Genomic DNA, 22612 nt, shown 5'->3' with positions numbered 1-22612 from the left:
ACCGAAATGAATAAAAAACCGACCCTTTCACCCACGAAAATCACTACGTATCTCGCATGTCCTGTGAAATACATGTGGAGTTTCGTAGATGCGAGGGGAAAATGGTTTCTGCGTGCGAAATCTTATTATTCCTTCGGTATAAGTCTTCATCAGGTCTTGCAGCGCTTCCACGACGAGGGGGATGTGGGCGTACAAACCAAAGAAGAAGTCCTAGCAGCGTTGGAAGAAAACTGGCTTACCGCTGGCTATTCTTCTCCTGAAGAAGCCACTGAAGCACTCGCTGAAGGTCGTGCTGTCGTATCAAGTTACGTAGATGAATTCATCGCGCGCGGACCTTCGACGAAAACTCTATTCGTGGAAAAACGTTTCGAAGAAGACATGGGAGAATTTACATTAATCGGTAGAATCGACCGCGTGGACGAACACGAAGACGGCACATTGGAAATCATCGATTACAAAACGAATCCGACGAAGAACACAGAGAACATACAAGCGAGGCTCAGCGAGGTAGATGTTCTCAACGACATCGCGATGAACTGTTATCAACTTCTTCTTCGCTCCAAAAACCCCAATCGCAGGATATTGAGCACACTCGTTCTTTTAAATACGAACCATCGTATTACCGTAGAACCACGCATCGAGGACCTCGAATTATTCCGCACCGATTTGATTCTTTTGGGAAAAGAAATTCTCAACCGAGATTATGAAAGCGTACGACCAGTAGTAAAAGACATTTGCAAATCCTGCGATTTCGTCTCTCTATGCCAACGAGATGAAGAATTCTCAGAAAGCTTCAAACCATTTGCATCTTACAGATAGGAACACTTTCGAGAAAACTTACGAAAGAGAAAATTCACTGAGAAAACGTACGAAAAGTCACTTTGTCTGTCTGCATTTCGAGGAGCGAAGGTCCTTCTACGGCAAAATATGCGACGCAATATCCATCCACGACATAATCCGATAGACCCGAAGTAACCGCAAGAACCTGCGTCGTGTCACTCGTACCGAAAGACACCGTGCCAATGTAATCCAGATTTCCTGTGTTGATGTTTAAAAGATAAATATCGCACGTGTCAGCAGGTTGAACGAATGATTGGATTTCTATCTCCAACTTCGTAAGCCCCCCCGGATAACTCACGAACGTATCGCACCACCACTCGATTTTCGCCGCACTGAAGTCGGGCTTATTCGAACTAATTCTAAGGCGATTCTCGTCATCGGAAGCCAGACTTCCGATGTTTCCTGCGCGCTTCGTCCCTTGTACCGTGCCGAAACTGACAGGTGCAAACTCATTGATAACCTCACCAGTGTTCAATGCTTTGAAGCAATTGATTCTTCCCCACACAGTCCATGCACCGAATGGGTCGCAATTCTGCTCGATGCGGCTTCGTATCGTGCTGTTGCTCACGGAAGTTCCGAGATAACTCCATAAAAGGCCTGCTTCCCCTGCGACATGAGGAGAAGCCATCGAAGTTCCGTCTGCGGTGGCATATCCAGAGCCAGCCCAACAACTGAAAATATCCACGCCAGGTGCTCCGACATCCACCCATGTTCCGAATGCGCTGAAGGAGGCTTTATTATCCGATTGGTCCGAAGCGGCAACCGCTATGCAATTATCGTAGAACGCGGGATAAAAGGGAACGGGAGTTCCATGATTTCCTGCTGCTGCTGCAATAATCACATTATTGTTCCATGCGTTATTTACCGCACTTTCCAACGTGCTCGATGGCGTAAAAGTGCCCAAACTCAAATTGATAACGTGAGCCCCCCCGTTTTGCCAGGACCAGGTAATGCCTTCCGACACATCCGCCACAGTTCCAGTACCATCGCTGCCCATGCTTTTCACAGCGACTATCGAACAATTGTAACTCACTCCTGCTATTCCGACTCCGTTGTTCGTTTCGGCGGCGGAAATTCCTGCGACGTGCGAACCATGTCCGTTGTCGTCATTGGAATTCGACGAGTTGTTAATCGTATTCCAACTCGCTACGATTTTCCCGTCCAAATCGGGATGATATTTGCTCACACCCGTATCTACAACAGAAATTCGCACCGATGCATCGCCGATGTCTATGTCCCAAGCAGCGGGGCATTCGATTTTTTTCGGTCCCCATTGCTTACTCCACTGCGGGTCGTTCGGAGCAAAATTCCCTTTTACGATTCCATTAGGCTCGGCATATTCCACGATGGGTAAATTCTCGTAATAACGTAACCCTTCAAAAACGGTCATCCTTGGGTTGAGCTTCAAAAGCACCGCATCGGTCCCGGATATCTCTTTGATAAATCGTGAGCCGATTTGTTGGTTCGCCAAAGCCGCTTCGAAATGAGCACCCGGCTTGAATTTCACAATCACTTCACCGGGCACGAATTCTTGTGCCCAGAGCGAAACAGAGGCGAACAATAAATAAAGTAATAAGAAGGGGGCAGTAATTCCCTTACTTTTCATCGAATGCACCTCCTCTCGGTACCGTTACTCGAGCGCGTACACCAAACGCACTTGCCCTTTAGACGATACCAGTAACAATAGAAGTTCCTTACGGAAGCAAAATCCAAAAAAAAATCGAAGCCGGCATAAAATGCCGGCTTCATTGTTATCAGTCTGCGCTAAGGTTAGAAACTAGTTCATTGCGAGAAGGTCCGGAATATCACCTGGTCGGTTCGCATCTCGACCAAGCTCGGTCCAGACACAGCGAAATATGCAACTGTGTAACCATCAACGACGTAGTCCGACAACCCTGATGTCACAGCGATTGTCTGAGTCGTGTCTGAACTAACTAATGACATAGTTCCTTTGTAATCTAACACCCCTGTGTTGAAGTTCAAAAGATACACATCACAGGTGTCTGCTGGGAGGGTGAGAGCCTGCAACTGAATTTCCAGTTTCGTCAACGTCCCTGGATAACTTACGACTGTTTCTGCATACCACTCAATTTTCGCCGTGGTGAAGTCGGGCTTATTAGAACTAATCCAAAGTTTGTTCTCGTCGTCGGCTGCAAGGCTTGCAATGTTGCCGCCTCGCTTCGTTCCTTGTACCGTGCCGAATCCAGTCGGAGCGAATTCTTTTACAGTCTCGCCTTGATTGAGCGCTTTGAAGCAGTTGATGCGCCCGTAAACGACCCAGCTGCCGACAGGATCTGCGCTCTGTTCGATTCGACTTCGGATGATACTATTGCTCACGCCGGTGCCGAGATGCGCCCAGAGTAATCCTGCTTCGCCTGCGACATGCGGGCTTGCCATAGAAGTTCCGTCGGAATAAACGTACGAGTTGTTTTTCCATGTGCTGTAAATGCTCTGGCCAGGTGCAGCGACTTCGACCCAACTTCCATAAGTACTCCACGATGGTTTCCCATCAGCAGAGTTAGAGGCTGCGACGGCGATACAGTTCGTGTAAAAGGCTGGATAGAATGCTGCCGTATTGCCGTTATTCCCTGCTGCGGCAGCGATAACCACGTTATTGTTCCATGCATAGTTCACAGCGTTCAGCAAAGTGCTCGAACCGGAAGAAGCCCCTAAACTAAGGTTAATAGCATCAGCGCCATTGTCAGTTGCCCAAGTAATTCCGCTTGCAACCCAAGCCCACGTACCACTACCGCCGTTATCGAGAACTTTCGCTGCCATTAGGGAACAGTTGAAACCAACACCTGCAACACCAATTCCGTTGTTCGTAATTGCAGCGGCGATTCCTGCGGTGTGAGATCCATGACCGAAGCCATCATCCCAGGCGTTAGCATCACCGCTCGTAAAGTTCTTCCCCAGAACGATTTTAGAAGCGAGGTCGGGATGGTCTTTATCTATTCCAGTGTCGCAAATTGCGATTCGTACTGAACTCGAGCCTTGAGTGATGTCCCACGCCTCTGGGCATTTGATTTTCTTAGGACCCCACTGGTTTCCCCAACCAGGGTCGTTCGGTGTGAATGTAACATGAACGATGCCGTTCGGTTCTGCATATTCGACAAAGTCTAATTTGCTGTAATAACTAACGGCTGCCGGGACAGAAACCATCGGTGGGAGTTTGATGGTCGTGAACCCGATTGCATCGTTGTAATCCACGACTCTTGCGCCGAGTTTGTTATTCGCAATAGTTGCAGAAATTTGACTACCGGGTTTGAATTTTACAAGAACTTCGTCCTTTACGTATTCGCCGTATCTCTGGGCGGAAGCGCACACGGCTAAGGACGCTATCAGAGAAGCGACCAGTAATTTCGAATTCATACCATACCTCCAGATAAACAATAGATTAAGATTATGAATGGGCACGGAAAACCCCTTAACCTAAAAAGACGTGTTGGTAACGCTAACACGTTCCTTTAACTTTCAAAAAACGTGCCAATTATACAAAAAAAGCCACACCAAAGGGGTTGGTGTGGTGGATAACCCCGTCGAACCTTCAATTGGTGAACTTTTTATCGGGAATCCCAATTAAGAACGGCTTACTGCACCGCTTTATATGCGTTGACGCGTCCTTTCGAAACCCACGTACCTACGTAATCTGCCGTGCTTTCGATTTTCGAACGGACCCAAGAGTTGCTCTGTCCCGTACCGAAACGACTCCAGACAAGGCCAGCAACCCCAGAAACATGCGGGCATGCCATGGAAGTGCCGCTCAAAGTGGCATAAGAAGAGCCTTTATAGGTGCTATAAATGCTCGACCCTGGGGCGGCTAATTCGACCCAACTTCCATAGTTGCTGAAATAAGAGCGAGTATCGCTCGACGTGGAAGAAGCCACCGCAATGCAGTTAGAATAATAGGCTGGGTACGTAGGAGAAGTCTTTCCGCTATTTCCAGCTGCTGCGACCAGGATGCAGTTTTTGCTCCAGGCGTAATTGACAGCGTTTAACAAGGTGCTCGAACCCGAGGATGCGCCGAGGCTCATCGAAATCACTTTCGCTCCGTTGTTCGCAGACCAGGTGATTCCGTTCGCTACAGTTGTGAGGGTTCCCGAACCAGAGGCATTCAGAACCTTTACCGCAAGCAGCCTGCAGTTGAAGCCGACACCAGCGATACCGACTCCGTTGTTCGTAGCCGCGGCGGCAATTCCTGCACAATGCGAGCCGTGGCCATTGTCGTCGTTATAGTTGGAATTGTTGCTATAGAAATTCCAGCCTCCGGCAATCTTTGAACTCAAATCAGGATGTGTTTTACTTATGCCTGTATCCACGATTGCGATGAGAACACTCGATGAGCCGAACGTAATATCCCAAGCCGAAGAACATTGAATCTTCTTCGGTCCCCATTGGCTTCCGAAGGAAGGGTCGTTGGGGGTGAAAAACGCCCTAATAATGTAGTTCGGTTCTGCGTATTCCACGAAACTCAGGTTCGAATAGTGCTCGATTCCTTCAAGAACATCGAGGTTCTTGGGAAGTTTCAACCGACAGACTCCTAAATCAGGCAGTGTTTCCATTACCTTAGCGCCGATTCGACGGTTCTCGAACATGGCTTGGAGTTCGTGGCCTGTTTTGAATTTGACGAGAATCTCTCCAGGAACGTACTCCGTTCGCGCAAGAGCGTAGGTGAATAAAAAACACAAAGAAAAAACAAAAAGCACCTTTGCTTTCATCGTTAGACCTCTCTGAAAAAGTATTGGAGAAACCACCCCAAACGAAGGCGGTTAGATAATTATATCAAAATATAGACGTTTCTAAGGGTCGTGTGGGATTAACTTTTGAAGTCATGCATGGGGCATACCAAATGCTACTGTGCCTTTACTCTCTTTTCCGAAACGTACCCACGAACAATCTGCGACGCAGCAGCCAATTTTTCTAAATCTATTCCTGTTCTTCCGGGAAATGCTCTCACCAAATCCTCTGTCGCGACGTTCCCCGGTGCACCTGGTGCATAAGGGCATCCTCCTATGCCCCCCGCCGAAGCGTCGAAAACTCTTACTCCCATCTCCGCACCCACCAAAGCATTCTTAACCGCCCCCCCATAAGTGTCATGAAAATGAAGTGCAATTTTTTCGAAGGAGCAAACCTTAGAAACTTCTTCCAACAAAGTACGAACGTCTTCTGTCGTCGCTTTTCCTATCGTATCCCCGATGGAAATTTCTTCGCATCCCATTTCCAAAAGTTCTTTCACGACAGGAATAACTCGGGAAGGAGAGATCTTCCCTTCGTAGGGACAAACGAAAGCAGTCGAAACGTATCCACGCACCGGAACAGGCGAATTCGAAACTACCGGACGCAACCGGTTCAACGATTCCTCGATTGTCGCATTGATGTTTTTCAAATTGAAGGTTTCGCTCGCTGCAGTGAAAACGGCAATTTTATCAACCTTCACCTCCAGTGCGCGTTCCAACCCCTTTTCGTTCGGTACGAGTGCGGAGTATCTCACTCCTTGTTTCCTTCGAATTCTTCGAAACACTTCATCGGAATCCGCCATTTGTGGAACCCATTTCGGAGAAACGAATGCACCTGCTTCGATTTCTTCGAATCCCGCCTCGGACAGTGCATCGATAAATGCGACTTTCACATCTGTCGGAATGATATTCGGTTCATTCTGAAGACCATCTCTCGGACCGACTTCTACGATTCGAATTTTTTCTTTCATACCAAACGAATGAGAACCTGCCCTAAATCCACCAAATCGCCTTCTTTGACATAAACGTCGTGTATTTCTCCGTCGATAGGAGCCTCCATGCGATATTCCATTTTCATCGCCTCTAAAATCACGAGCGTATCTCCTTTTTGTACTTTTTCACCAGCTCGGACGGGGACAGTAACGATTGTCCCTGTCATCGGCGCCCGTATCTCTTTCACGGCGCTCGTTTCCGAAACGTCCGGCAAGGAAAATCGAAAAGTTCGCCCCCCCGAAGCTATCCATATATCGAGACCGCTTCGCGCGATAACGATTTCTTGCCTTTTTGCATTGATTTCCAAAATGTAGCGATGGGGTTTTTCCGATGGAACGAGTTTAGCATTCGGAGGAATTGTCACCTCCATTACACCGGTCGGAGTAAGGATTTTCATTCCATCCTCCATTTTCCGAGCGTTTGCCACGGGTTTCGAGAAGGCTTAACTCCTGGCGCTTTATATAAAAGGGCTGCAGCAACGAGTATTTCGGGCGGAATTTCTTTGCGGGTTACTTCCATTTCGTCCAATGTCGTCGTATAGGTTTCCCCTCGAGCGAACATATCGCTTTCCAACAATTCCATAAGAAATTCCTGGTTCGTATAAACACCCAAAATCACAGAGGATTTCAAACTTTCGATAAGTCTTCTCCTCGCCTCTTCTCGATTCGAACCATGCGCGATGAACTTCGCCAATAAGGGGTCGTAGTGCGTCGTCACAAACTCGCCGATTCCCGAATCTATTCGCCCCCCCACAGGTGGAGTCAGCTCGCAGAGTAAAACTCTCCCTGCACTCGGCAAAAAATCGTTATAAGGGTCCTCGGCGTTTAGACGTGCTTCGATAGCATGTCCTCGAGGTCGAATCTCGTTTTGCGAAATCAGTTTTCCACCGCAAGCCAATTCGATTTGCATCTTCACCAAATCGAGTCCTGTGCAAAGTTCCGTAACGGGATGTTCTACTTGCAAGCGCGTGTTAACTTCCAAAAAATAAAAATTCCCTTTCGAATCCAATAGGAACTCGCAAGTGCCTGCGTTTCGATAACCGACGCTCTCCGATAATTTCTTGGCAGATTCGAAAAGTCGCTCACGCAAAGAATTGTCTACCGCGGTCGATGGTGATTCTTCGATAACTTTTTGGTGTCTCCTTTGAAGACTGCATTCTCTTTCTCCCAAAGCCACCGCTCGTATGCCGTCTCCGAAAATTTGTACCTCTACATGCCTCGAAGGATAAATGTAACGTTCTATGATAAGCCTGTCGTCCCCGAATGCCCCTTTCGTTTCTCTTTGCGAACTTTCGATTTGCGATTCGATCTCGCTGAGGTCGAGAATGCGCTTCATCCCTTTTCCCCCCCCGCCTGCCGCGGCTTTCAACATGAGTGGGGCACCTAAACGAAGCGCTGCATTTTTCAGTTCTATGGGGTCCGAACTCGGTCCGACTCCCTCCATGACTGGTAATCCTAAACTTTTTGCAACATCGCGCGCTTTCGCCTTGTCTCCCAACGTCTCCATCGCTTCAGCATCCGGACCGATGAAAATGATTCCCGACTCTTCACAGGCTCGTACGAATGCCGGATTTTCCGCCAAGAAACCGTATCCCGGATGGATCGCATCCGCCCCGCATCGAAGCGCGATTTCGACGATCTCAGAAATCGCCAAATAACTCGAAACCTCGTAAGCCTCTCGCTCTTTTGGATGGTTTTGGAATGCCGCGAAGCGATGAATTGCGTCCCGGTCGTGTTCGGTAAAAATAGCCACCCCTTCGATCCCCATTTGGTCTAAGGTGCGGAATATCCGGCAGGCGATTTCACCCCGGTTCGCTACGAGGACTTTTCGAATTGGTTTTCCCATCTGGTTAAGGTCTCTATTTTGACTGCTTGCAGGACTTTTAGACGTCGAAACTTCAACTTATCCAAGGAACACTCGGTCGATATAATACGTCTGAAAGTTATAAATATCGCAGGCAGCGCTTTTTTTGCTCTGACTTATCATCTGGATACATTTTTTTGTACAATAGATAGAGCAAGCGCAATGCGAGGTGTTCAGAAAAACGAGGACTACTCATGAATTGTACTAGGTGTTTTCTACTTGCTGCATTTATTATTTCTGGAATCATCCCCGCGTATAGCCAAAAAATTTACGGGGAAATGCCGATAACCTTTGGCAAAGTCAAGAGGTTTTACGGATATGAATCCGTCGCCGGATACCGTATTTCCTACGTCGCCGAAAAAATCCCTGCTAATGAGTCCTATCGCGGCGGCGACCCGAGGGCAACTGCCTATCTGAACGACAACGGAGACGGCACTTATTTCTTCACCGACCAAAATCCGAGTTCGTTAGACGACCTCGTTTTAGACCCGGTGGGGCAGGGTCAGCCATGGAAACACCTCACCGTCGGAATCAACGGAGCAGACACTCACCAGTTCCTGATTCGTTGGATTGTTTACGATACATTCATCCAAGGGCTCGGTGCGGGTGTTTCTGCGTTTTACGATGTGTTGGCGGATTTCGGTGGATTTTTCCAACTCCCATCCGGGGGGGCTTGGAAAATCACCTTCGATATCTCCATTATCGGTATGACCGTGCCCGATGGAGAATGTTATTTCGCCCAACAATTCCGTGAACCCGACCCGTCGGGAGAAGGAAACTTCGATTTCGCCTTTTCTACAGTCTTCAGTGGGGGGGGAGCGACTACGGGAACCAGCGAAGACGTGTTCTGGTACGATATTTTTCCCCTTCCTGATGGTGTGTACGACGAAACCGAAGTGGATTATTTCGGCGGCTCACCGAACGAGGCGAATTTTCTTTTAGGAATTACCACCGGTGGAAAATCGAATGACGTATTCCCGATTACTTTTACCATCGAGAAAGGAACTTTGAAATCCGGTAGTTTAGTCGACCTTTGGTATAGCGATGAATCGAAGATGCAAATTCTTCCTCAGCCGGGTGCCTTGCGAGACCCGCCCGTCGTTTTGGTCGTCGAAAGCGTCGCCCCGAGTAGCAATGTGTTGAGTTTGAGTTTCACCTTGGAAGCATCCGTCACGCGTGAAGGTATAGACCAGAAAATAGAACTTTACAACTTCCAAACGCAAAAATGGGACACGTTCGACACGAGAAGTGCAACGACTACGGACTCTTCGGTAACCGTAACCGTCGGAAGTAATCCCTTGAAATATGTCGAAACCGGTTCAAGAAAGATACGTTCTCGCGTGAGTTGGAAATGGTCTTTCACGAGTCGCTTTACTACGCGGGTTGACCAAACGATGTGGAAAATCGTTACTCCGTAATTTCAGAATAGTCGCGATTTATAAAGCTTCGTCTTGCAAAAAACTCGTAAGCAGACGATGAAAATGGTGGACGCCTTCTTCTCGTTTTGGAGAATAACGTCCGCGTTCGTAAAATCTCGAATGCACACCTTTCTGCACGGCTTCGACGATTGCTTGGTCTTCTCTTTCCACTCTATCCAAATCCGCTCCAGCGCCTCTTCCGAGCCTCGTTTCATCCCAAATATAAGTTAGGTAAGAAATCTTCGTGAGTTCCAGAGAAACGGGACGAACGATGTTTAGCGAAAGTCCCCAAGGATAAAAGTTGAACATAAGATTCGGAAAGAACCAAAAATAATAAGCAGCGACGGATTTACCGGAATCAGGATGACCGGGGGGGATATCGAAAGTCTCCTCTCCCTTATCCGAGTAGGCAATTTGCAAAACTCCATAGGGAAATATTTCCGTCTGATACGTTCCGTAATCAATCGCTTCGCTCAGTGAAGGATGAACGTATGGGATATGAAACCCTTCCAAATAATTGTCGCAATACAAAGCCCAATTCGCTTTTACGAGATAGTCTCTGCTTCTTGTGGGATCGTGTCGAAACTGTTCCACGGGAATCCATGACAACCTGCGTATCATCGGTTGAAGCCACTCTTCGAGATCGGCTTTCGGAGACAAGGACACGAATATCCATCTTCCCCATTCGGCAAAAGGAATCGTCGAAAGATTGTCTGCTTCGCTTGGAAAGCCATCGCAACCTTCGAATTCCGGCATGCTATGAAACTTTCCATCCAAATGGAAGCGACGACCATGATAGCGACAGCGAAGCATCGTTGCATTTCCCGGGTTTTCTATTAATAAATTGCCACGATGCGTACATACGTTGGAGAGCAGATGCAAACGGTCTTGTGAATCTCTCGTAAGCAACAACGGTTCGTTCAGAAAACCCTCCAACAAAAAGAATGGATAAACCTGCCCTGGCAGACGCACGAAATCCCTATCGGCAGCCAACTGCCAAGAACGCGCGAAAATAGCATTTTTGCTTCGCTCGTAAATTTCTTGACTGCAATAAAAAGACCCTGGAAGAGTAGATGCTAAAGAAATGTCAGGATGTATTTCGAATTTTTTCATGCACTTACCACCGAATCGAGATTATGACGCAATCCGACCGTTCACTCCTAAAAAAATCGAGAGTAGGAGCGCCGTAAGGCGCGATAAACTATTCCTCCTCGGGTTCTCCCTGCATCGCAAGGGGAACTGATTCTTTTTTTGAAAAAAAGAGTAATCGTAATTAAAAACATAACAAAATGAACGTTACCAAACAAGTTTGGAAACGAGAAAGAACTGAGTTTGTGGAACGAGGACGAAATCACTTTATTCTCTAGTGTAGGAGCGCCGTAAGGCGCGATAAGAACCTCTTCTTAAAGGCCTCTGCTTTGCAAGGGAAACAGATTATGTTATTTATACGCATGTAACTTCGGAGATAAAGGGAATTTATGAATAATCCAGTTCCGCTTCGAGCGGAGCGAAGAGGGGGAACGTTCGAGGAGGGGGTGAATTCTTTTTTTTGTCTGTGGCTAAGAACTTCTTTGGTTTTGGATCCCCTCCTCATAGGTTCCCCCTGCCGCGCAAGGGGAACTATTTGTGGGCGAAGCGTTCAAAGGTGGGGGTTCTATGCAACCCTAAAACACTCTCGAGAGTAGGAATTTACTATTCCGGATTCGGGACGTAATCCCCCCCGCGGCAGGCTTTGAGATAGTTCAGAGCGCGCACTTGTCCTGTCATCTCTAATTCGTCACGATAAATCGGATCGTGCCATCCTTCGATATCGATTGCACCGACATACCCCCCCTGCCGTAAAATCGTAATAATATCCGTCCAATTGGAATCGCCGAAGCCGGGAGTTCTATGCCAAAGGTAAGGAACTCCGCTGCGAATTCCTTGCGTTTCGATGATATCCCATGCAATCGTCGCGTCTTTACCGTGAATGTGATAAACCCTTTTTACCCATTTCCTGAGTTGTGCTATGGGGTCTATGAAAGAGACCATTTGATGACAGGGCTCCCATTCCAAGCCTAAAACGTCACTTTTTACTGCATCGAACATCATCTCCCATGCGCGTGGGGCGTGGGCAATGTTCCATCTCGGCGCTTCCCATGTCCCCCCCATATCGCAATTTTCGAATGCGATCTTCACTCCCTCATCTTCTGCAACTTTCGTTAGACGTCCGAAGACTTCTGCGAATCTCGGGATGTTTTCTTGCACGGGACGATTTTCGATTGCTCCCGTGAATCCGCTTACGACACTGCACTCGAAATGCTTTGCTGAGCGAATCAACCTCTCCCAGTCTTTTTCGGTTTGCTCGTTCACTAAAGGATTTCCGTAAATTCCTATGCAACTAATGACCGCCTGCCCACAGCATGCATCGAGACAATCTTTAGCGAGGCTTTCGATGTCGAGGTCTCCGATTTCTCCACCGAAGGTAAGTTGGAATGATTCGAACCCATGCGGGAGGATTTGCCTAATATAATGCCCCGCTTTGCGTGCAGGGACGATAGTGCCTATGCGGATATCTTGGTGATTTGCTCGATTCATAACTTCCTGTCCTCTAAAAGATTATGTCGGATAAGTCTACCAAATATTATTTCGAAATCCTCTCCTATTAGTCCAATATTCTCAAAAGTAGGAATGTCGTAGGCTCGATAAAGCTAATAAGACAATGCGTTCCCAAACAGAGTTTGGGAACGAGAAAAAAATAGTATGGTTCCCAAACAGAGTTCGGGAACGAGAAAAACGAATACGAAAGACAAGAAAGCAGTATGAATAAATATGTAAGTTAAAGCGTAGGGTTTATCGCTTCCAGGATGGCGATCTTTTTTCCAAAAAAGCCTTCACGCCTTCTTGTCCTTCTTCCGAAACGCGTAGTCGCGCGATCGTCTCGATGCATTCTCGCATCACATTATCCTCCAAAGGAACGATTTTACGAATCAAGCGCTTTGCCTCACGTACTGCGTTCGGTCCTGTCTCGCGAATCGCAGAGAGAATCTCGTTCACACGAGACTCTAAATGGTCGTGAAGTTCTACTTCATGAACCAATCCTATTCGTTTCGCCTCTTGCGCATCGAACACTTCTGCCGTCAAAAAATAGCGTCTTGCTGCAGCGACCCCGATTTTTCGAAGAGCAAAAGGTGCAATGACGGCAGGCGAAAGCCCTAATTTCACTTCGCTAAAACAGAATTTCGTTCCTTCCGCTGCGACCACCACATCGCAAACACTGACCAGCCCTAATCCCCCCCCGAATGCCGCTCCGTGCACTTTCCCTACGACTGGGCACGAGCACTCATCTATAGCCCGAAACATTTCCGCAAGTCTTTCTGCATCAACGCGGTTCTCCTCTTCGGATAAAGTTATGGAACTTCTCATCCATTCCAAGTCCCCCCCCGCACAAAAAACTTTCCCCTCTCCCGAAAGAACTACGGCACGAAGCATCGTATCGATGTGGGAAAAAACCTCCGTAATTTCCCTTATGAGATTATCGTCGAAAGCATTGCGAACCTCGGGGCGATTCAAACGCACATAAAGCACATCACCGCTTTTTTCGAGAATCAACGATTTCATCTGTATTATGTTAGACGAAAATCCACAACGGAATCACGAAAACGGGCGTGCTCAATAGCATCACCAGTGTCGTGTATCCGATGATGTCGCGCGCCCTCAAGCCGGTTATGCTCAGTAAAGGAAGCGCCCAAAACGGCTGAAGCATGTTCGCATACTCGTCCCCGTAAGCGAGAGCCATAATCGTCGGTCCGAGGGGCGTTCCTAAATTCGCTGCACTGTCCACGACTACCGGACCTTGAACTCCCCACTGCGCACCTCCGGAAGGAATGAATAGTCCCACGATCGTCGCGGAAAAGAAAGTAAAAACGGGAAGGGAATGAACAGTAGAATTCGCTGCAATCCAATCGCTCATCACCTTAATCAACCCGCTATATTGCAGTATTCCTTGAATTCCGGCATAAAAAGGAAATTGCAAGATAATCGCTCCGCATCCTTGCGCTGCTTCGTCTATCGCGCGAATGTAATTCATCGGAGAGCCATGCAAAAGAAGCCCTAAAAACAAAAAGAACATATTGATTGCATTGATGTCAATAGACCATAAACTGATTTTCGACAAATAATAAAACCAATAGCCGAATCCCAAAAGACATATCAAAATCGTTATCAAAGGTGTTCGCTCTAAAAATTCCACGGGGGTTTTCAGCCTCTTTTCCTCTCGTTTTTCGGTGTATTGAATTCGTGCTATTTCCACACCTTGCGTTTTGTCAGGGTCTTTCGGCGCTAAAAGCCAAAACACGATGGGTATGAACACGAGAAGCCCCACCGTAACGACTCCATTCATCGGGCTAAAAATCGTTTGCTCGAGCCCCACTGTGCCGACCGAGGCGGCGCGTTCCGCTCCGAGCATCTCCACTACGTCTTTAGTTTGCGTCATCTTGAATGGCGCTGAGCCCGATAGCCCCCCATGCCAAATGAGCAAACCCAAATAACCCGATGCGACCACTAAAGGATAGTGAATTCGATTTCCTTTTTCTTTCGCTGCGAGCCCCACCTCGCGAGCAAGCAACGCACCTACGATTAATCCTAACCCCCAATTAATCAAACCGAACAACATGCTCACGAAAGAAGTTAATGAAGCCGCTTGCGCAGTATTTTTCGGAAGCGACCCGATCCAACGAATGAGTTTCCCCACCGGTTTCGTCGCCGCGAGTGCATGTCCTGTAACGAGGATGAGGCACATTTGCATAGAAAATGCGAGAAATCTCCAAAAACCAACTTCGTCTTTCGTAACTTCTCCATGGATAATTCGCCCACCCCATGCCCCAATCGCATCGAGAATTCCGAAACCCTGCACGAAAAACGCGAGAATCAAACTTAAAAACGTGAGGAGTAACGCAAGAATGAACGGATCGGGCACCCAGCGCAATGACCATCGCGCCATCCTTTCCCCAAGAGCCTCAATCATGCTATCTATAGTGACGAGCTACGAAAGGAAATTGTAGTTTCCTGTCTCCTAATGCTTTTCTTCGAAACCCCGTTACATCCTGAATACAGGGAAACGAACTTCGGGAATCGGCGCGTGTAATGCAGCAGATAAGCAAAGACCGACCACTTCTCTCGTTTCGGTAGGAAGGATAATACCGTCGTCCCAAAGCCTTGCAGTGGCGTAATAGGGTGAGCCTTCTCTTTCGTACTGCTCTCGTACTGGGTCGCCGATGGCTCGTTTTTCTTCTTCCGAAATCGGTCCTTTCGCTTCTTTTATCGTTATCAACACTTGCGCCGCTTGTTCTGCGCCCATGACGCTGATACGAGAATTCGGCCAGGTGAATAAAAATCTAGGATCATACGCACGCCCGCACATCGCATAGTTTCCTGCCCCATGCGAGGCGCCGATGATGACCGTAATCTTCGGCACTTGCGCACAGGAAACCGCCTGCACCATTTTTGCTCCGTCTTTGGTGATCCCCCCCTCTTCGTATCGCTTCCCTACCATAAAACCCGTAATGTTTTGTAAAAATATCAAAGGAATTTTTCGATTGCAGCAAAGTTCGATGAAATGCGTTCCCTTCAAAGCGCTTTCCGAAAAAAGCACTCCATTGTTCGCTAAAATCCCCACCGGATATCCCATCCATCGAGCGAAACCGCAAACGAGTGTCGCTCCGTATTCCTTTTTGAACTCGTGGAATCGAGAGCCATCTACGAGTCTTGCAATGACATCACGCACTTCGTAAGGACTGCGAGTATCCGGGGGAAGGATGCCGCATATTTCTTCCGCTTTCCATAAAGGTTCTTCAGGAGTATAGGGGGGGCTTACGTTCGGGGGCGTAGGAAGATTTTCGACAATGGACCTGCATATCTCCAACGCATGTTCGTCACTCTCTGCCAAATGGTCGGTAACCCCACTCACTCTAGAATGCATCTCACCCCCACCTAACTCCTCTGCGCTTACCTCTTCTCCCGTCGCTGCTTTCACGAGCGGAGGACCACCCAAATAAATCGTTCCTATTCCCTTCACGATGATATTTTCGTCACTCATCGCCGGCACGTATGCCCCCCCTGCCGTGCACATTCCCATCACTACCGAGATTTGAGGAATTCCCAAAGAAGACATCACCGCCTGGTTATAAAAAATCCTCCCGAAGTGCTCCTTATCCGGAAAAACTTCGCTTTGCATCGGCAGGAAGACCCCACCCGAATCCACCAAATACACGATGGGCAGACGATTCTCCAATGCGATTTCTTGCGCACGAAGGTGTTTTCGTATCGTTTCCGGATAATAAGTGCCTCCTTTCACTGTGGCATCGTTTGCAACTATTACGCAAATTCTTTCATTTATCTTTCCAAGACCTGTAACGATTCCTGCGCTCGGCACTTCTCCGTCGTACATCTCCCATGCCGCCAACATTCCGATTTCTAAAAAAGGCGATTCCGGGTCTAAAAGCCTTTCGATCCGCTCCCTCGCTGTGAGTTTTCCCCTTTCGCGGTGTAGCGCAAGTGCTTTCTCCGGTCCTCCGCGCTTTATTTTTTCGCGCCTCTCCTTCAATTCTTCAATAAGCCCCATGTAGCACTGAAAATTCGCCTTGAATTCTGAAGAACGAGTGTTTATTTCGCTGCGTATCGGCTCCATCACGAGAATTCTACTTCGAAATCTTGTATAGAATCCTTTTCATGAAAACGCTCAACTGGGGAATCTTGGGAACGGGAAGAATTGCGCAACGTTTCGCCCGAGGTCTGAAGCAGTCGCGTACCGGAAAACTCGTGGCAGTCGCTTCGCGCAAACAAGAGACAGCAGATGAATTCGTGCAAAAACATGGTGGGCGTGGATACGAAGGTTACGAAAAATTGCTCGACGATAAGGAAGTCCAAGCCGTTTATATTTCCCTTCCCCACCATATGCACACCGAATGGAGTGTAAAGGCAGCCAGAAAAAGAAAACACATCCTCTGCGAAAAGCCTTTCGCGCTCGATGCGCAAGAAGCAGAATGGGCTCTCGATGAAATAAAGAAGAACGATGTTTTCTTTATGGAAGCTTTCATGTATCGCTGCCATCCTCAAACGATAGAACTTCAAAAACGGATTGCCGAGGGTGCGATTGGCGAGCCGCTATACATTTATTCGGAACACGGCTTCGAAATGCCTCGCGATGCGGATGATTTTCGCCTCGTCAATCGTTATGGAGGGGGGGCTCTTATGGATGTAGGTTGTTATTGCGTTTCGTTTGCCCGTATGATTTCCCGATCTGCATTATCACGTGCCGTGTATTTAGCGAAAATAGGCTCGAAAAAATACGACGAATACGGAACAGGATGCCTCTTCTTCGAAAACAATCTTTCTTCATCTTTCAGTACTTCGATTCATCTCTCTCTATCGAATTACGCCACGATTTACGGAACGAAAGGCAGAATCGAAGTCCCCTCTCCTTGGCATTGCAATATGCCCTTCAGGATTGTTACAAAAGACGACAGCATAGAAGATGTGAGCGCGGGTCTCGAAGGAGATTTATACGGTTTCGAGGCAGACGCCGTTATGGAATTTTTAGAAAAGCGCGAGGCTCCCTATGTAACGTGGCAAGATACTCTCGAGCAAGCCTATACCCTCGATATGCTTCGTGAAAGCGCAGGTCTTATTTTCGAAAAGTAAAAATCAAAAGAATGCAGATGAAATACGGAAAAATCGAAGGAGTAGATAAACCGATTTCGAAACTCGTTCTCGGGACGGATTTCTTCTTCGAAGACAAAGAAGGCGAACTTTACCAACTCATAGACGCATATTTCGAAATGGGAGGAAATGCCTTCGATTTAGCTCACATCTATGGTGGGGGGGCTGGACAGAGAATCGTCGGAAGATGGATGAAATCGAGAAATGCAAGAGATAAAGTCGTTCTTCTCGACAAAGGTTGCCACCCTTACGGGCACCCACGTGTCAGCCCGAAATACATCGAAGAGGATTTGAACGAAAACCTTGCACGTTTAGGAATCGAGCAAGAGGATGTATTCGTCCTCCATCGCGACGACCCGAAGCAGGATATCGCACCATTGCTCGATTCCCTCAACGAACAAATTGCAAAAGGAAAAATCTCCGCATTCGGTGCATCCAATTGGACTACGACTCGTCTGGACGAAGCGCTCTCTTATGCAAAAAGACATGGACTTCGAGGCTTTTCTCTAAGCAGCAACAACCTCTCCTTAGCAGAACCCAACGAACCGATGTGGGAAGGCTGCGTGAGTTTAGGAGAAACCGAACTACTGTGGCATCGCCGAAATCGTTTTCCGCTATTCGCGTGGTCTCCCGCCGCACGTGGTTGGTTCGCCGGTGTTCGAGACCCCGATGTCACTCGCGTTTATGAAAATGATGAAAATCACCGACGGCTCGAACGCGCAAAGATTTTAGCAAAACGACACGGTGCAACACCTCATCAAATTGCGCTCGCTTACGTTCTTTGTCAAGATTTCCCCACCTGGGCAATCATCGGTGCTAGAACCATCGACGAACTTCGACAAAACGTCCAAAGCTTGGAGATCGAATTGTCAAAAGAGGAGATGCTTTTCCTGAAACGGGGCTAAGAATAACTAGTATCTGTTCTGTGTAACAACAAGTTCTTCTCGTTCCCAAACTCTATTTGGGGACCTTCTCGTATTCAGCAAAAGTATGAAAAACCCGTTTCACCACACGCACAGATAAAAGAGAAGCCTAACCCTTCAAAGCTTCCGCCCCCCCAACGATTTCCATAATCTCTTTCGTGATATTCGCTTGTCTCTGTCTGTTCCTTTGCAACGTCAATAAAGAAATCATTTCTCCCGCACTATCCGTGGCGTTCGTCATCGCCGTCATGCGAGCGCCATGTTCGCTCGCAGTAGACTCCAATAGCCCCTGCAGAATCAGGGTCAATGCATATCGAGGAAGCAATTCGCCGAGGAGTGTTAGAGCATCCGGTTCGAAAACATACTGCTTCAAATAACTATCTTTTTTCTCAACCCCCCCTTCAGGAGGCTCGATGGGCAATATCTGCACCACTTGGGGAATTTGCCGAATCGCCGAATAAAATTTGCTATAAACCAAATACACCGCATCCACTTCCCCACTCACGAAGGCATCTTTGACTTTCCCCATCAAATCCTCGGCATGTCTCTTCGTTGGACCTGTCGTGGGAAGCGAAGAATCGTACAAAATTTTATAACCTCTTCTTTCGAAAAACTGCCTTCCCTTTTTTCCTACGCAATAAAACAACGGCTCTCCCGTTTCTTTTCGCACGAAATCGAATGCCTTACGATTGAGGTTCGAATTGAAAGAACCGCAAAGTCCACGCTCCGCTGTAACCAAAATAACACCATATCGCTGAATAGGTCTTCGCACAAGAAGAGGATGCTCAGGCATTTCACCCGCTTCTGCCAAACTGGCAATCAATTCCCGCATTTTTTCGGAATACGGGCGCGCTTCTAAAACTCTATCTTGCGCTCTCCGCAATCGCGCAGCTGCGACGAGTTTCATCGCACGCGTGATTTGCTGAATGTTCTTCGCGCTTCGAATTCTTCGATTGAGTTGTTTGAGCGTCGGCATACAACGAGTTTATGTTCTAACTTGAGTTTATGTTCTAACTTCCTGCTTCTGAGTGCCTTCTTCCGGATTCCCTTGTGCCTCCTGAGAGCGTTGGGCTTCCTTTTTCTTCAAGAATGATTTTTGGAATTCACCGATCGCCTTGCGCGCCATCTCTTCCGTTTCGGAAGTCCACTCTTTCGTAGAACGTACTTTCTCTATGAGATCAGGATATTGCTCTTTCAAATACGCCAACATCTCTTCCACGAACTTCTGCACTTCTTCGACCTCGATGGCATCGAGAAATCCACCCGTGCCGCTGAAGATTGCGAAGATTTGGTCAATGACGTCCCATGGCGAATATACGTCCTGTTTTAATAACTCAGTAAGCCTCGCACCTCTCGCAAGTTGCATCTGCGTCGCTTTATCCAAATCGCTCGCAAATTGCGCAAAGGCTTGCACTTCTCGGTATTGAGCCATTTCCAATTTCAATTTTCCAGCGACCGTTTTCATCGCTTTGATTTGGGCATTGCCACCTACACGCGAAACGGAGATACCTACGTTAATCGCAGGTCGAATTCCTGCGAAGAACAAATCGGGCTCCAAATAAATCTGTCCATCCGTAATCGAAATCACGTTCGTTGGGATATATGCAGAAACGTCTCCTGCTTGCGTTTCGATAATCGGCAACGCAGTCAAAGAACCTCCGCCCTTTTCATCGCTCATCTTCGCAGCGCGTTCTAACAATCGGCTATGAAGATAAAAGATATCTCCGGGATAGGCTTCTCTGCCGGGGGGGCGACGAAGAAGAAGAGACATCGCGCGATACGCCTGGGCGTGTTTCGAGAGGTCGTCATAAATCGCAAGAGCATGCATTCCGTTATCTCGGAACCATTCTCCAATCGCGCAACCTGTAAACGGAGCAAGATATTGCAGAGCATTCGGTTCGGAAGCGGATGCGACGACGACCGTCGTATATTCCATCGCCCCGAAGCGTTCTAAAGTATCCACTACCCTGCGCACACTTCCCATTCGCTGACCGATGGCGACATAAATACAATAAACGGGACTTTCCCCTGGTTCATGCGTGCGTTTCTGATTAATAATCGTGTCTACGACAATCGCAGTTTTTCCCGTTTGTCTATCTCCGATGATCAACTCTCGTTGACCGCGTCCGATAGGAATCATCGCGTCAATCGCTTTGATTCCTGTTTGGATTGGCTCTTTTACTGGCTGTCTCCAAACGACGCCGGGAGCAATCACTTCCACCAGACGTGTTTCATCGCTCGGGATAGGTCCTTTTCCATCGAGCGGTTGACCTAATGGGTTAATCACCCGTCCCAAAACACCTTTTCCTACTGGGACTTGAATGATGCGTCCCGTTTCGCGAACGGGGTCACCTTCTTTGAGGTCTTCATCAGAACCTAAAATCACAGCCCCGATGCTGTTCTCTTCCAAATTCAAAACGAGACCCATGATTCCGCCGGGAAATTCCAAAAGTTCTCCCATTTGCGCATCAGGTAGTCCATAAATTCGCGCAATACCATCGCCGACTTGCAGAATCGTTCCTACATGTTCGGTCGCTGGTTCGCGCTCGAAACTTTGCAGTTCCTGTGTCAAGATGCTTGTAACTTCTTCTGGTCGTATAGGCATATTCAAACTCCAAAGATAATTTTCATGTTTGTTTCAAAACGTCGTAATACAAATGTTCTTTCAATCTTCGCAAAGCGCCTTGGACTGTGCCATCGAGAACGTCGTCTCCATAACGCACCGCGACTCCACCGATTAATTTCGGGTCTACGACGGTTTCATAGAGAATGCTTTTCCCTGTGCGCTTTTCGAGTGCGGCGATAAGTTTTCGCAACTCGTTATCCGATATCGGTTTCGCAGAAGAAATAATCACTCGCAAAATCCCTTCCGATTCTTCTCGCAACCTTACATAATCTTTATAAATTAGAGGAATCTCCTGTTCTCGATGCTTTTCGATGAGCAAACGGAGCAACCGCATCGTAAGGGGGCGAGCACGGTCAGCAAAAACTCGATCTACTAACTTGAGTTTTTGTTCGCGCGAAATCTTAGGAGCCTCTAAAGTCTTCTTGAAATCCGGCTTCGCCTCGAGAATCTTGCAAATCGCTTCTAAGTCCTCTTCTGCTTCGCGCACCGTATTCGTTTGGCGTGCAGCGGAAAATAGAGCTCGCGCATAACGATGAGCCGCGCGTGGGTCCATGTTACTGTTTCACCTCCACGCTTTCGATGAATTCTTCGATAAGGCGCTTGTTCGATTCTTCATCGAGTCGCTTTCCTATGAGTTTTTCCGTCGCAATGAGAGCCATTTCAACCACATGCGTGCGCAAATCCACTAACATCTTTTCGCGCTCACGCAAAATATCTTCTTGTGCCTGTTTACGAATTTCTTCTGCTTGCGTTCTCGCTTCGTTAAGGATTTGCTCTTTCATCCTTTGGGCTTCATGCAATGCAGCCTGAATTTGCGCACGCGCTTCCGCTTCGCTCTTCGCTAATTTTTCTTCGTATGCAGAACGAAGCGCCTCCATTCGCTTTTTCAAACTCTCTGCTTCCGAATAAGTATCTTCGAGATACTTCTTTCGAGCATCGAGTGCTTCCTTCAACGGGGTAAGAAACAGAGCATCCACGAGCGGCATCATGAAAGTCAATACGCCGATCGTGACGAACATCGCAGAGAAATCGAGCCCCAACTGCATCGCGATAGGATGATGACTCGCTTCCTTTACCCAGGAAAGTTGTGAGACGACAAAAAAGGGTAAAGAAGAAAGCAGCGATTTAACGAATTTCCACAACATGTTTATTTCTTGTTTTCTTTTTTATCGATTTTCAGGATCTTGATTTTCCGTTGCGTAAAGATTCGAATCTTGCCTTTGTTCGTATGCGCTCACCTTGGTCATATCTACTTCCGCTGCGTTAGGAAGTTTTCCTAACAACTGGAAGGCAAGGAAGAACGTGAACAAAACCAGAGATTCGATGAAAGCCAACGAAAGCAAAAGAAGCATTTGGATGCGACCAGCCATCTCTGGCTGTCGTGCTACTCCGTTCAATGCTCCGTTTGCAGCGTGACCTTGTCCGATAGCGGCACCTAACACTGCAAAACCCATAGCGGTGCCTATCGCCAGTGCCATAGCAGCAATTGCAATCATCTTTTGATTTCCTCCATGA

The 22612-nt window shown here is 47.7% G+C and carries 20 protein-coding genes; 4 read left to right on the top strand and 16 right to left on the bottom strand.

The annotated features are described in order from the left end of the window. Positions 1-6 precede the first annotated feature (6 nt). Complete coding sequence (locus VNK96_06465) at positions 7-819, top strand: PD-(D/E)XK nuclease family protein (GenBank protein ID HWP31349.1); 813 nt, start codon at positions 7-9, stop codon at positions 817-819. 34 nt (positions 820-853) lie between these two features. Here the strand turns inward: VNK96_06465 and VNK96_06460 are convergent, their stop codons facing one another. The 6 genes from VNK96_06460 to VNK96_06435 form a co-directional block, all read right to left on the bottom strand. Next, the gene (locus VNK96_06460) at positions 854-2446 is read right to left on the bottom strand and encodes a S8 family serine peptidase (GenBank protein HWP31348.1); all 1593 of its coding nucleotides are present in this window, start codon (positions 2444-2446) and stop codon (positions 854-856) included. Positions 2447-2622: 176 nt separating this feature from the next. Continuing rightward, positions 2623-4212 (bottom strand): S8 family peptidase, encoded by a 1590-nt coding sequence (locus VNK96_06455; protein HWP31347.1) that lies wholly within the window; start codon positions 4210-4212, stop codon positions 2623-2625. A 218-nt stretch (positions 4213-4430) separates the two neighbouring features. Further along, positions 4431-5558 carry a S8 family peptidase gene (locus VNK96_06450; protein HWP31346.1) on the bottom strand — a complete coding sequence of 376 codons (1128 nt, stop codon included), beginning with the start codon at positions 5556-5558 and terminating at the stop codon, positions 4431-4433. Positions 5559-5692: 134 nt separating this feature from the next. After that, on the bottom strand, positions 5693-6547 hold the full coding sequence (locus tag VNK96_06445) for a hydroxymethylglutaryl-CoA lyase (protein HWP31345.1): 855 nt from the start codon (positions 6545-6547) through the stop codon (positions 5693-5695). After that, positions 6544-6966 carry a biotin/lipoyl-containing protein gene (locus tag VNK96_06440; protein HWP31344.1) on the bottom strand — a complete coding sequence of 141 codons (423 nt, stop codon included), beginning with the start codon at positions 6964-6966 and terminating at the stop codon, positions 6544-6546. Before VNK96_06440 ends, VNK96_06445 begins: the two co-directional genes overlap by 4 nt. Continuing rightward, entirely contained in the window at positions 6963-8414 is a 1452-nt protein-coding gene (locus VNK96_06435) for a biotin carboxylase N-terminal domain-containing protein (GenBank protein ID HWP31343.1), read from the bottom strand. Before VNK96_06435 ends, VNK96_06440 begins: the two co-directional genes overlap by 4 nt. Positions 8415-8626: 212 nt before the next feature. On the opposite strand from VNK96_06435, the gene VNK96_06430 reads away from it, so the two are divergent. Next, positions 8627-9850 (top strand): hypothetical protein, encoded by a 1224-nt coding sequence (locus VNK96_06430; GenBank protein ID HWP31342.1) that lies wholly within the window; start codon positions 8627-8629, stop codon positions 9848-9850. An 18-nt stretch (positions 9851-9868) separates the two neighbouring features. Here VNK96_06430 and VNK96_06425 read toward each other — a convergent pair whose 3' ends face one another. The 5 genes from VNK96_06425 to VNK96_06405 all read right to left on the bottom strand — a co-directional run bounded on the left by VNK96_06425 (position 9869) and on the right by VNK96_06405 (position 16517). Continuing rightward, complete coding sequence (locus tag VNK96_06425; GenBank protein ID HWP31341.1) at positions 9869-10963, bottom strand: aromatic ring-hydroxylating dioxygenase subunit alpha; 1095 nt, start codon at positions 10961-10963, stop codon at positions 9869-9871. 579 nt (positions 10964-11542) lie between these two features. Continuing rightward, complete coding sequence (locus tag VNK96_06420) at positions 11543-12427, bottom strand: sugar phosphate isomerase/epimerase (GenBank protein HWP31340.1); 885 nt, start codon at positions 12425-12427, stop codon at positions 11543-11545. Between the two features lie 255 nt (positions 12428-12682). After that, the gene (locus VNK96_06415) at positions 12683-13450 is read right to left on the bottom strand and encodes an enoyl-CoA hydratase-related protein (protein ID HWP31339.1); all 768 of its coding nucleotides are present in this window, start codon (positions 13448-13450) and stop codon (positions 12683-12685) included. A gap of 10 nt (positions 13451-13460) precedes the next feature. Then, on the bottom strand, positions 13461-14855 hold the full coding sequence (locus VNK96_06410; protein HWP31338.1) for a TIGR00366 family protein: 1395 nt from the start codon (positions 14853-14855) through the stop codon (positions 13461-13463). Positions 14856-14927: 72 nt separating this feature from the next. Then, positions 14928-16517 carry a carboxyl transferase domain-containing protein gene (locus VNK96_06405; GenBank protein HWP31337.1) on the bottom strand — a complete coding sequence of 530 codons (1590 nt, stop codon included), beginning with the start codon at positions 16515-16517 and terminating at the stop codon, positions 14928-14930. A gap of 41 nt (positions 16518-16558) precedes the next feature. Between VNK96_06405 and VNK96_06400 the strand changes: the two genes are divergently transcribed. Both VNK96_06400 and VNK96_06395 read left to right on the top strand, forming a co-directional pair. Next, positions 16559-17530 carry a Gfo/Idh/MocA family oxidoreductase gene (locus tag VNK96_06400; GenBank protein ID HWP31336.1) on the top strand — a complete coding sequence of 324 codons (972 nt, stop codon included), beginning with the start codon at positions 16559-16561 and terminating at the stop codon, positions 17528-17530. A gap of 11 nt (positions 17531-17541) precedes the next feature. Next, entirely contained in the window at positions 17542-18453 is a 912-nt protein-coding gene (locus VNK96_06395) for an aldo/keto reductase (GenBank protein HWP31335.1), read from the top strand. Between the two features lie 127 nt (positions 18454-18580). On the opposite strand, the gene atpG is transcribed toward VNK96_06395, so the two are convergent. Genes atpG through VNK96_06370 form a run of 5 tightly spaced genes read right to left on the bottom strand, consistent with a single transcriptional unit; the run spans position 18581 to position 22593 of the window. Further along, positions 18581-19447 (bottom strand): ATP synthase F1 subunit gamma, encoded by an 867-nt coding sequence (gene atpG, locus VNK96_06390; GenBank protein HWP31334.1) that lies wholly within the window; start codon positions 19445-19447, stop codon positions 18581-18583. Positions 19448-19474: 27 nt separating this feature from the next. Continuing rightward, entirely contained in the window at positions 19475-21076 is a 1602-nt protein-coding gene (gene atpA, locus VNK96_06385) for a F0F1 ATP synthase subunit alpha (GenBank protein ID HWP31333.1), read from the bottom strand. Between the two features lie 22 nt (positions 21077-21098). Beyond that, the gene (locus tag VNK96_06380) at positions 21099-21650 is read right to left on the bottom strand and encodes a F0F1 ATP synthase subunit delta (protein HWP31332.1); all 552 of its coding nucleotides are present in this window, start codon (positions 21648-21650) and stop codon (positions 21099-21101) included. A 1-nt stretch (position 21651) separates the two neighbouring features. Then, entirely contained in the window at positions 21652-22242 is a 591-nt protein-coding gene (gene atpF / locus VNK96_06375; GenBank protein HWP31331.1) for a F0F1 ATP synthase subunit B, read from the bottom strand. 21 nt (positions 22243-22263) lie between these two features. Continuing rightward, positions 22264-22593 carry an ATP synthase F0 subunit C gene (locus VNK96_06370; protein HWP31330.1) on the bottom strand — a complete coding sequence of 110 codons (330 nt, stop codon included), beginning with the start codon at positions 22591-22593 and terminating at the stop codon, positions 22264-22266. Between the last annotated feature and the right edge of the window lie 19 nt (positions 22594-22612).

This window comes from Fimbriimonadales bacterium (genome assembly GCA_035559795.1).
Lineage (GTDB): Bacteria > Armatimonadota > Fimbriimonadia > Fimbriimonadales > ATM1 > DATMAR01.
This window is presented reverse-complemented; position numbering and strand designations above follow the sequence as displayed.

Coding starts and splice junctions, on each gene's coding strand:
- VNK96_06465 (HWP31349.1), top strand. CDS start 7: ATGAATAAAAAACCGACCCTTTCACCCACGAAAATCACTACGTATCTC.
- VNK96_06460 (HWP31348.1), bottom strand. CDS start 2,446: ATGAAAAGTAAGGGAATTACTGCCCCCTTCTTATTACTTTATTTATTG.
- VNK96_06455 (HWP31347.1), bottom strand. CDS start 4,212: ATGAATTCGAAATTACTGGTCGCTTCTCTGATAGCGTCCTTAGCCGTG.
- VNK96_06450 (HWP31346.1), bottom strand. CDS start 5,558: ATGAAAGCAAAGGTGCTTTTTGTTTTTTCTTTGTGTTTTTTATTCACC.
- VNK96_06445 (HWP31345.1), bottom strand. CDS start 6,547: ATGAAAGAAAAAATTCGAATCGTAGAAGTCGGTCCGAGAGATGGTCTT.
- VNK96_06440 (HWP31344.1), bottom strand. CDS start 6,966: ATGAAAATCCTTACTCCGACCGGTGTAATGGAGGTGACAATTCCTCCG.
- VNK96_06435 (HWP31343.1), bottom strand. CDS start 8,414: ATGGGAAAACCAATTCGAAAAGTCCTCGTAGCGAACCGGGGTGAAATC.
- VNK96_06430 (HWP31342.1), top strand. CDS start 8,627: ATGAATTGTACTAGGTGTTTTCTACTTGCTGCATTTATTATTTCTGGA.
- VNK96_06425 (HWP31341.1), bottom strand. CDS start 10,963: ATGAAAAAATTCGAAATACATCCTGACATTTCTTTAGCATCTACTCTT.
- VNK96_06420 (HWP31340.1), bottom strand. CDS start 12,427: ATGAATCGAGCAAATCACCAAGATATCCGCATAGGCACTATCGTCCCT.
- VNK96_06415 (HWP31339.1), bottom strand. CDS start 13,450: ATGAAATCGTTGATTCTCGAAAAAAGCGGTGATGTGCTTTATGTGCGT.
- VNK96_06410 (HWP31338.1), bottom strand. CDS start 14,855: ATGATTGAGGCTCTTGGGGAAAGGATGGCGCGATGGTCATTGCGCTGG.
- VNK96_06405 (HWP31337.1), bottom strand. CDS start 16,517: ATGGAGCCGATACGCAGCGAAATAAACACTCGTTCTTCAGAATTCAAG.
- VNK96_06400 (HWP31336.1), top strand. CDS start 16,559: ATGAAAACGCTCAACTGGGGAATCTTGGGAACGGGAAGAATTGCGCAA.
- VNK96_06395 (HWP31335.1), top strand. CDS start 17,542: ATGCAGATGAAATACGGAAAAATCGAAGGAGTAGATAAACCGATTTCG.
- atpG (HWP31334.1), bottom strand. CDS start 19,447: ATGCCGACGCTCAAACAACTCAATCGAAGAATTCGAAGCGCGAAGAAC.
- atpA (HWP31333.1), bottom strand. CDS start 21,076: ATGCCTATACGACCAGAAGAAGTTACAAGCATCTTGACACAGGAACTG.
- VNK96_06380 (HWP31332.1), bottom strand. CDS start 21,650: ATGGACCCACGCGCGGCTCATCGTTATGCGCGAGCTCTATTTTCCGCT.
- atpF (HWP31331.1), bottom strand. CDS start 22,242: ATGTTGTGGAAATTCGTTAAATCGCTGCTTTCTTCTTTACCCTTTTTT.
- VNK96_06370 (HWP31330.1), bottom strand. CDS start 22,593: ATGATTGCAATTGCTGCTATGGCACTGGCGATAGGCACCGCTATGGGT.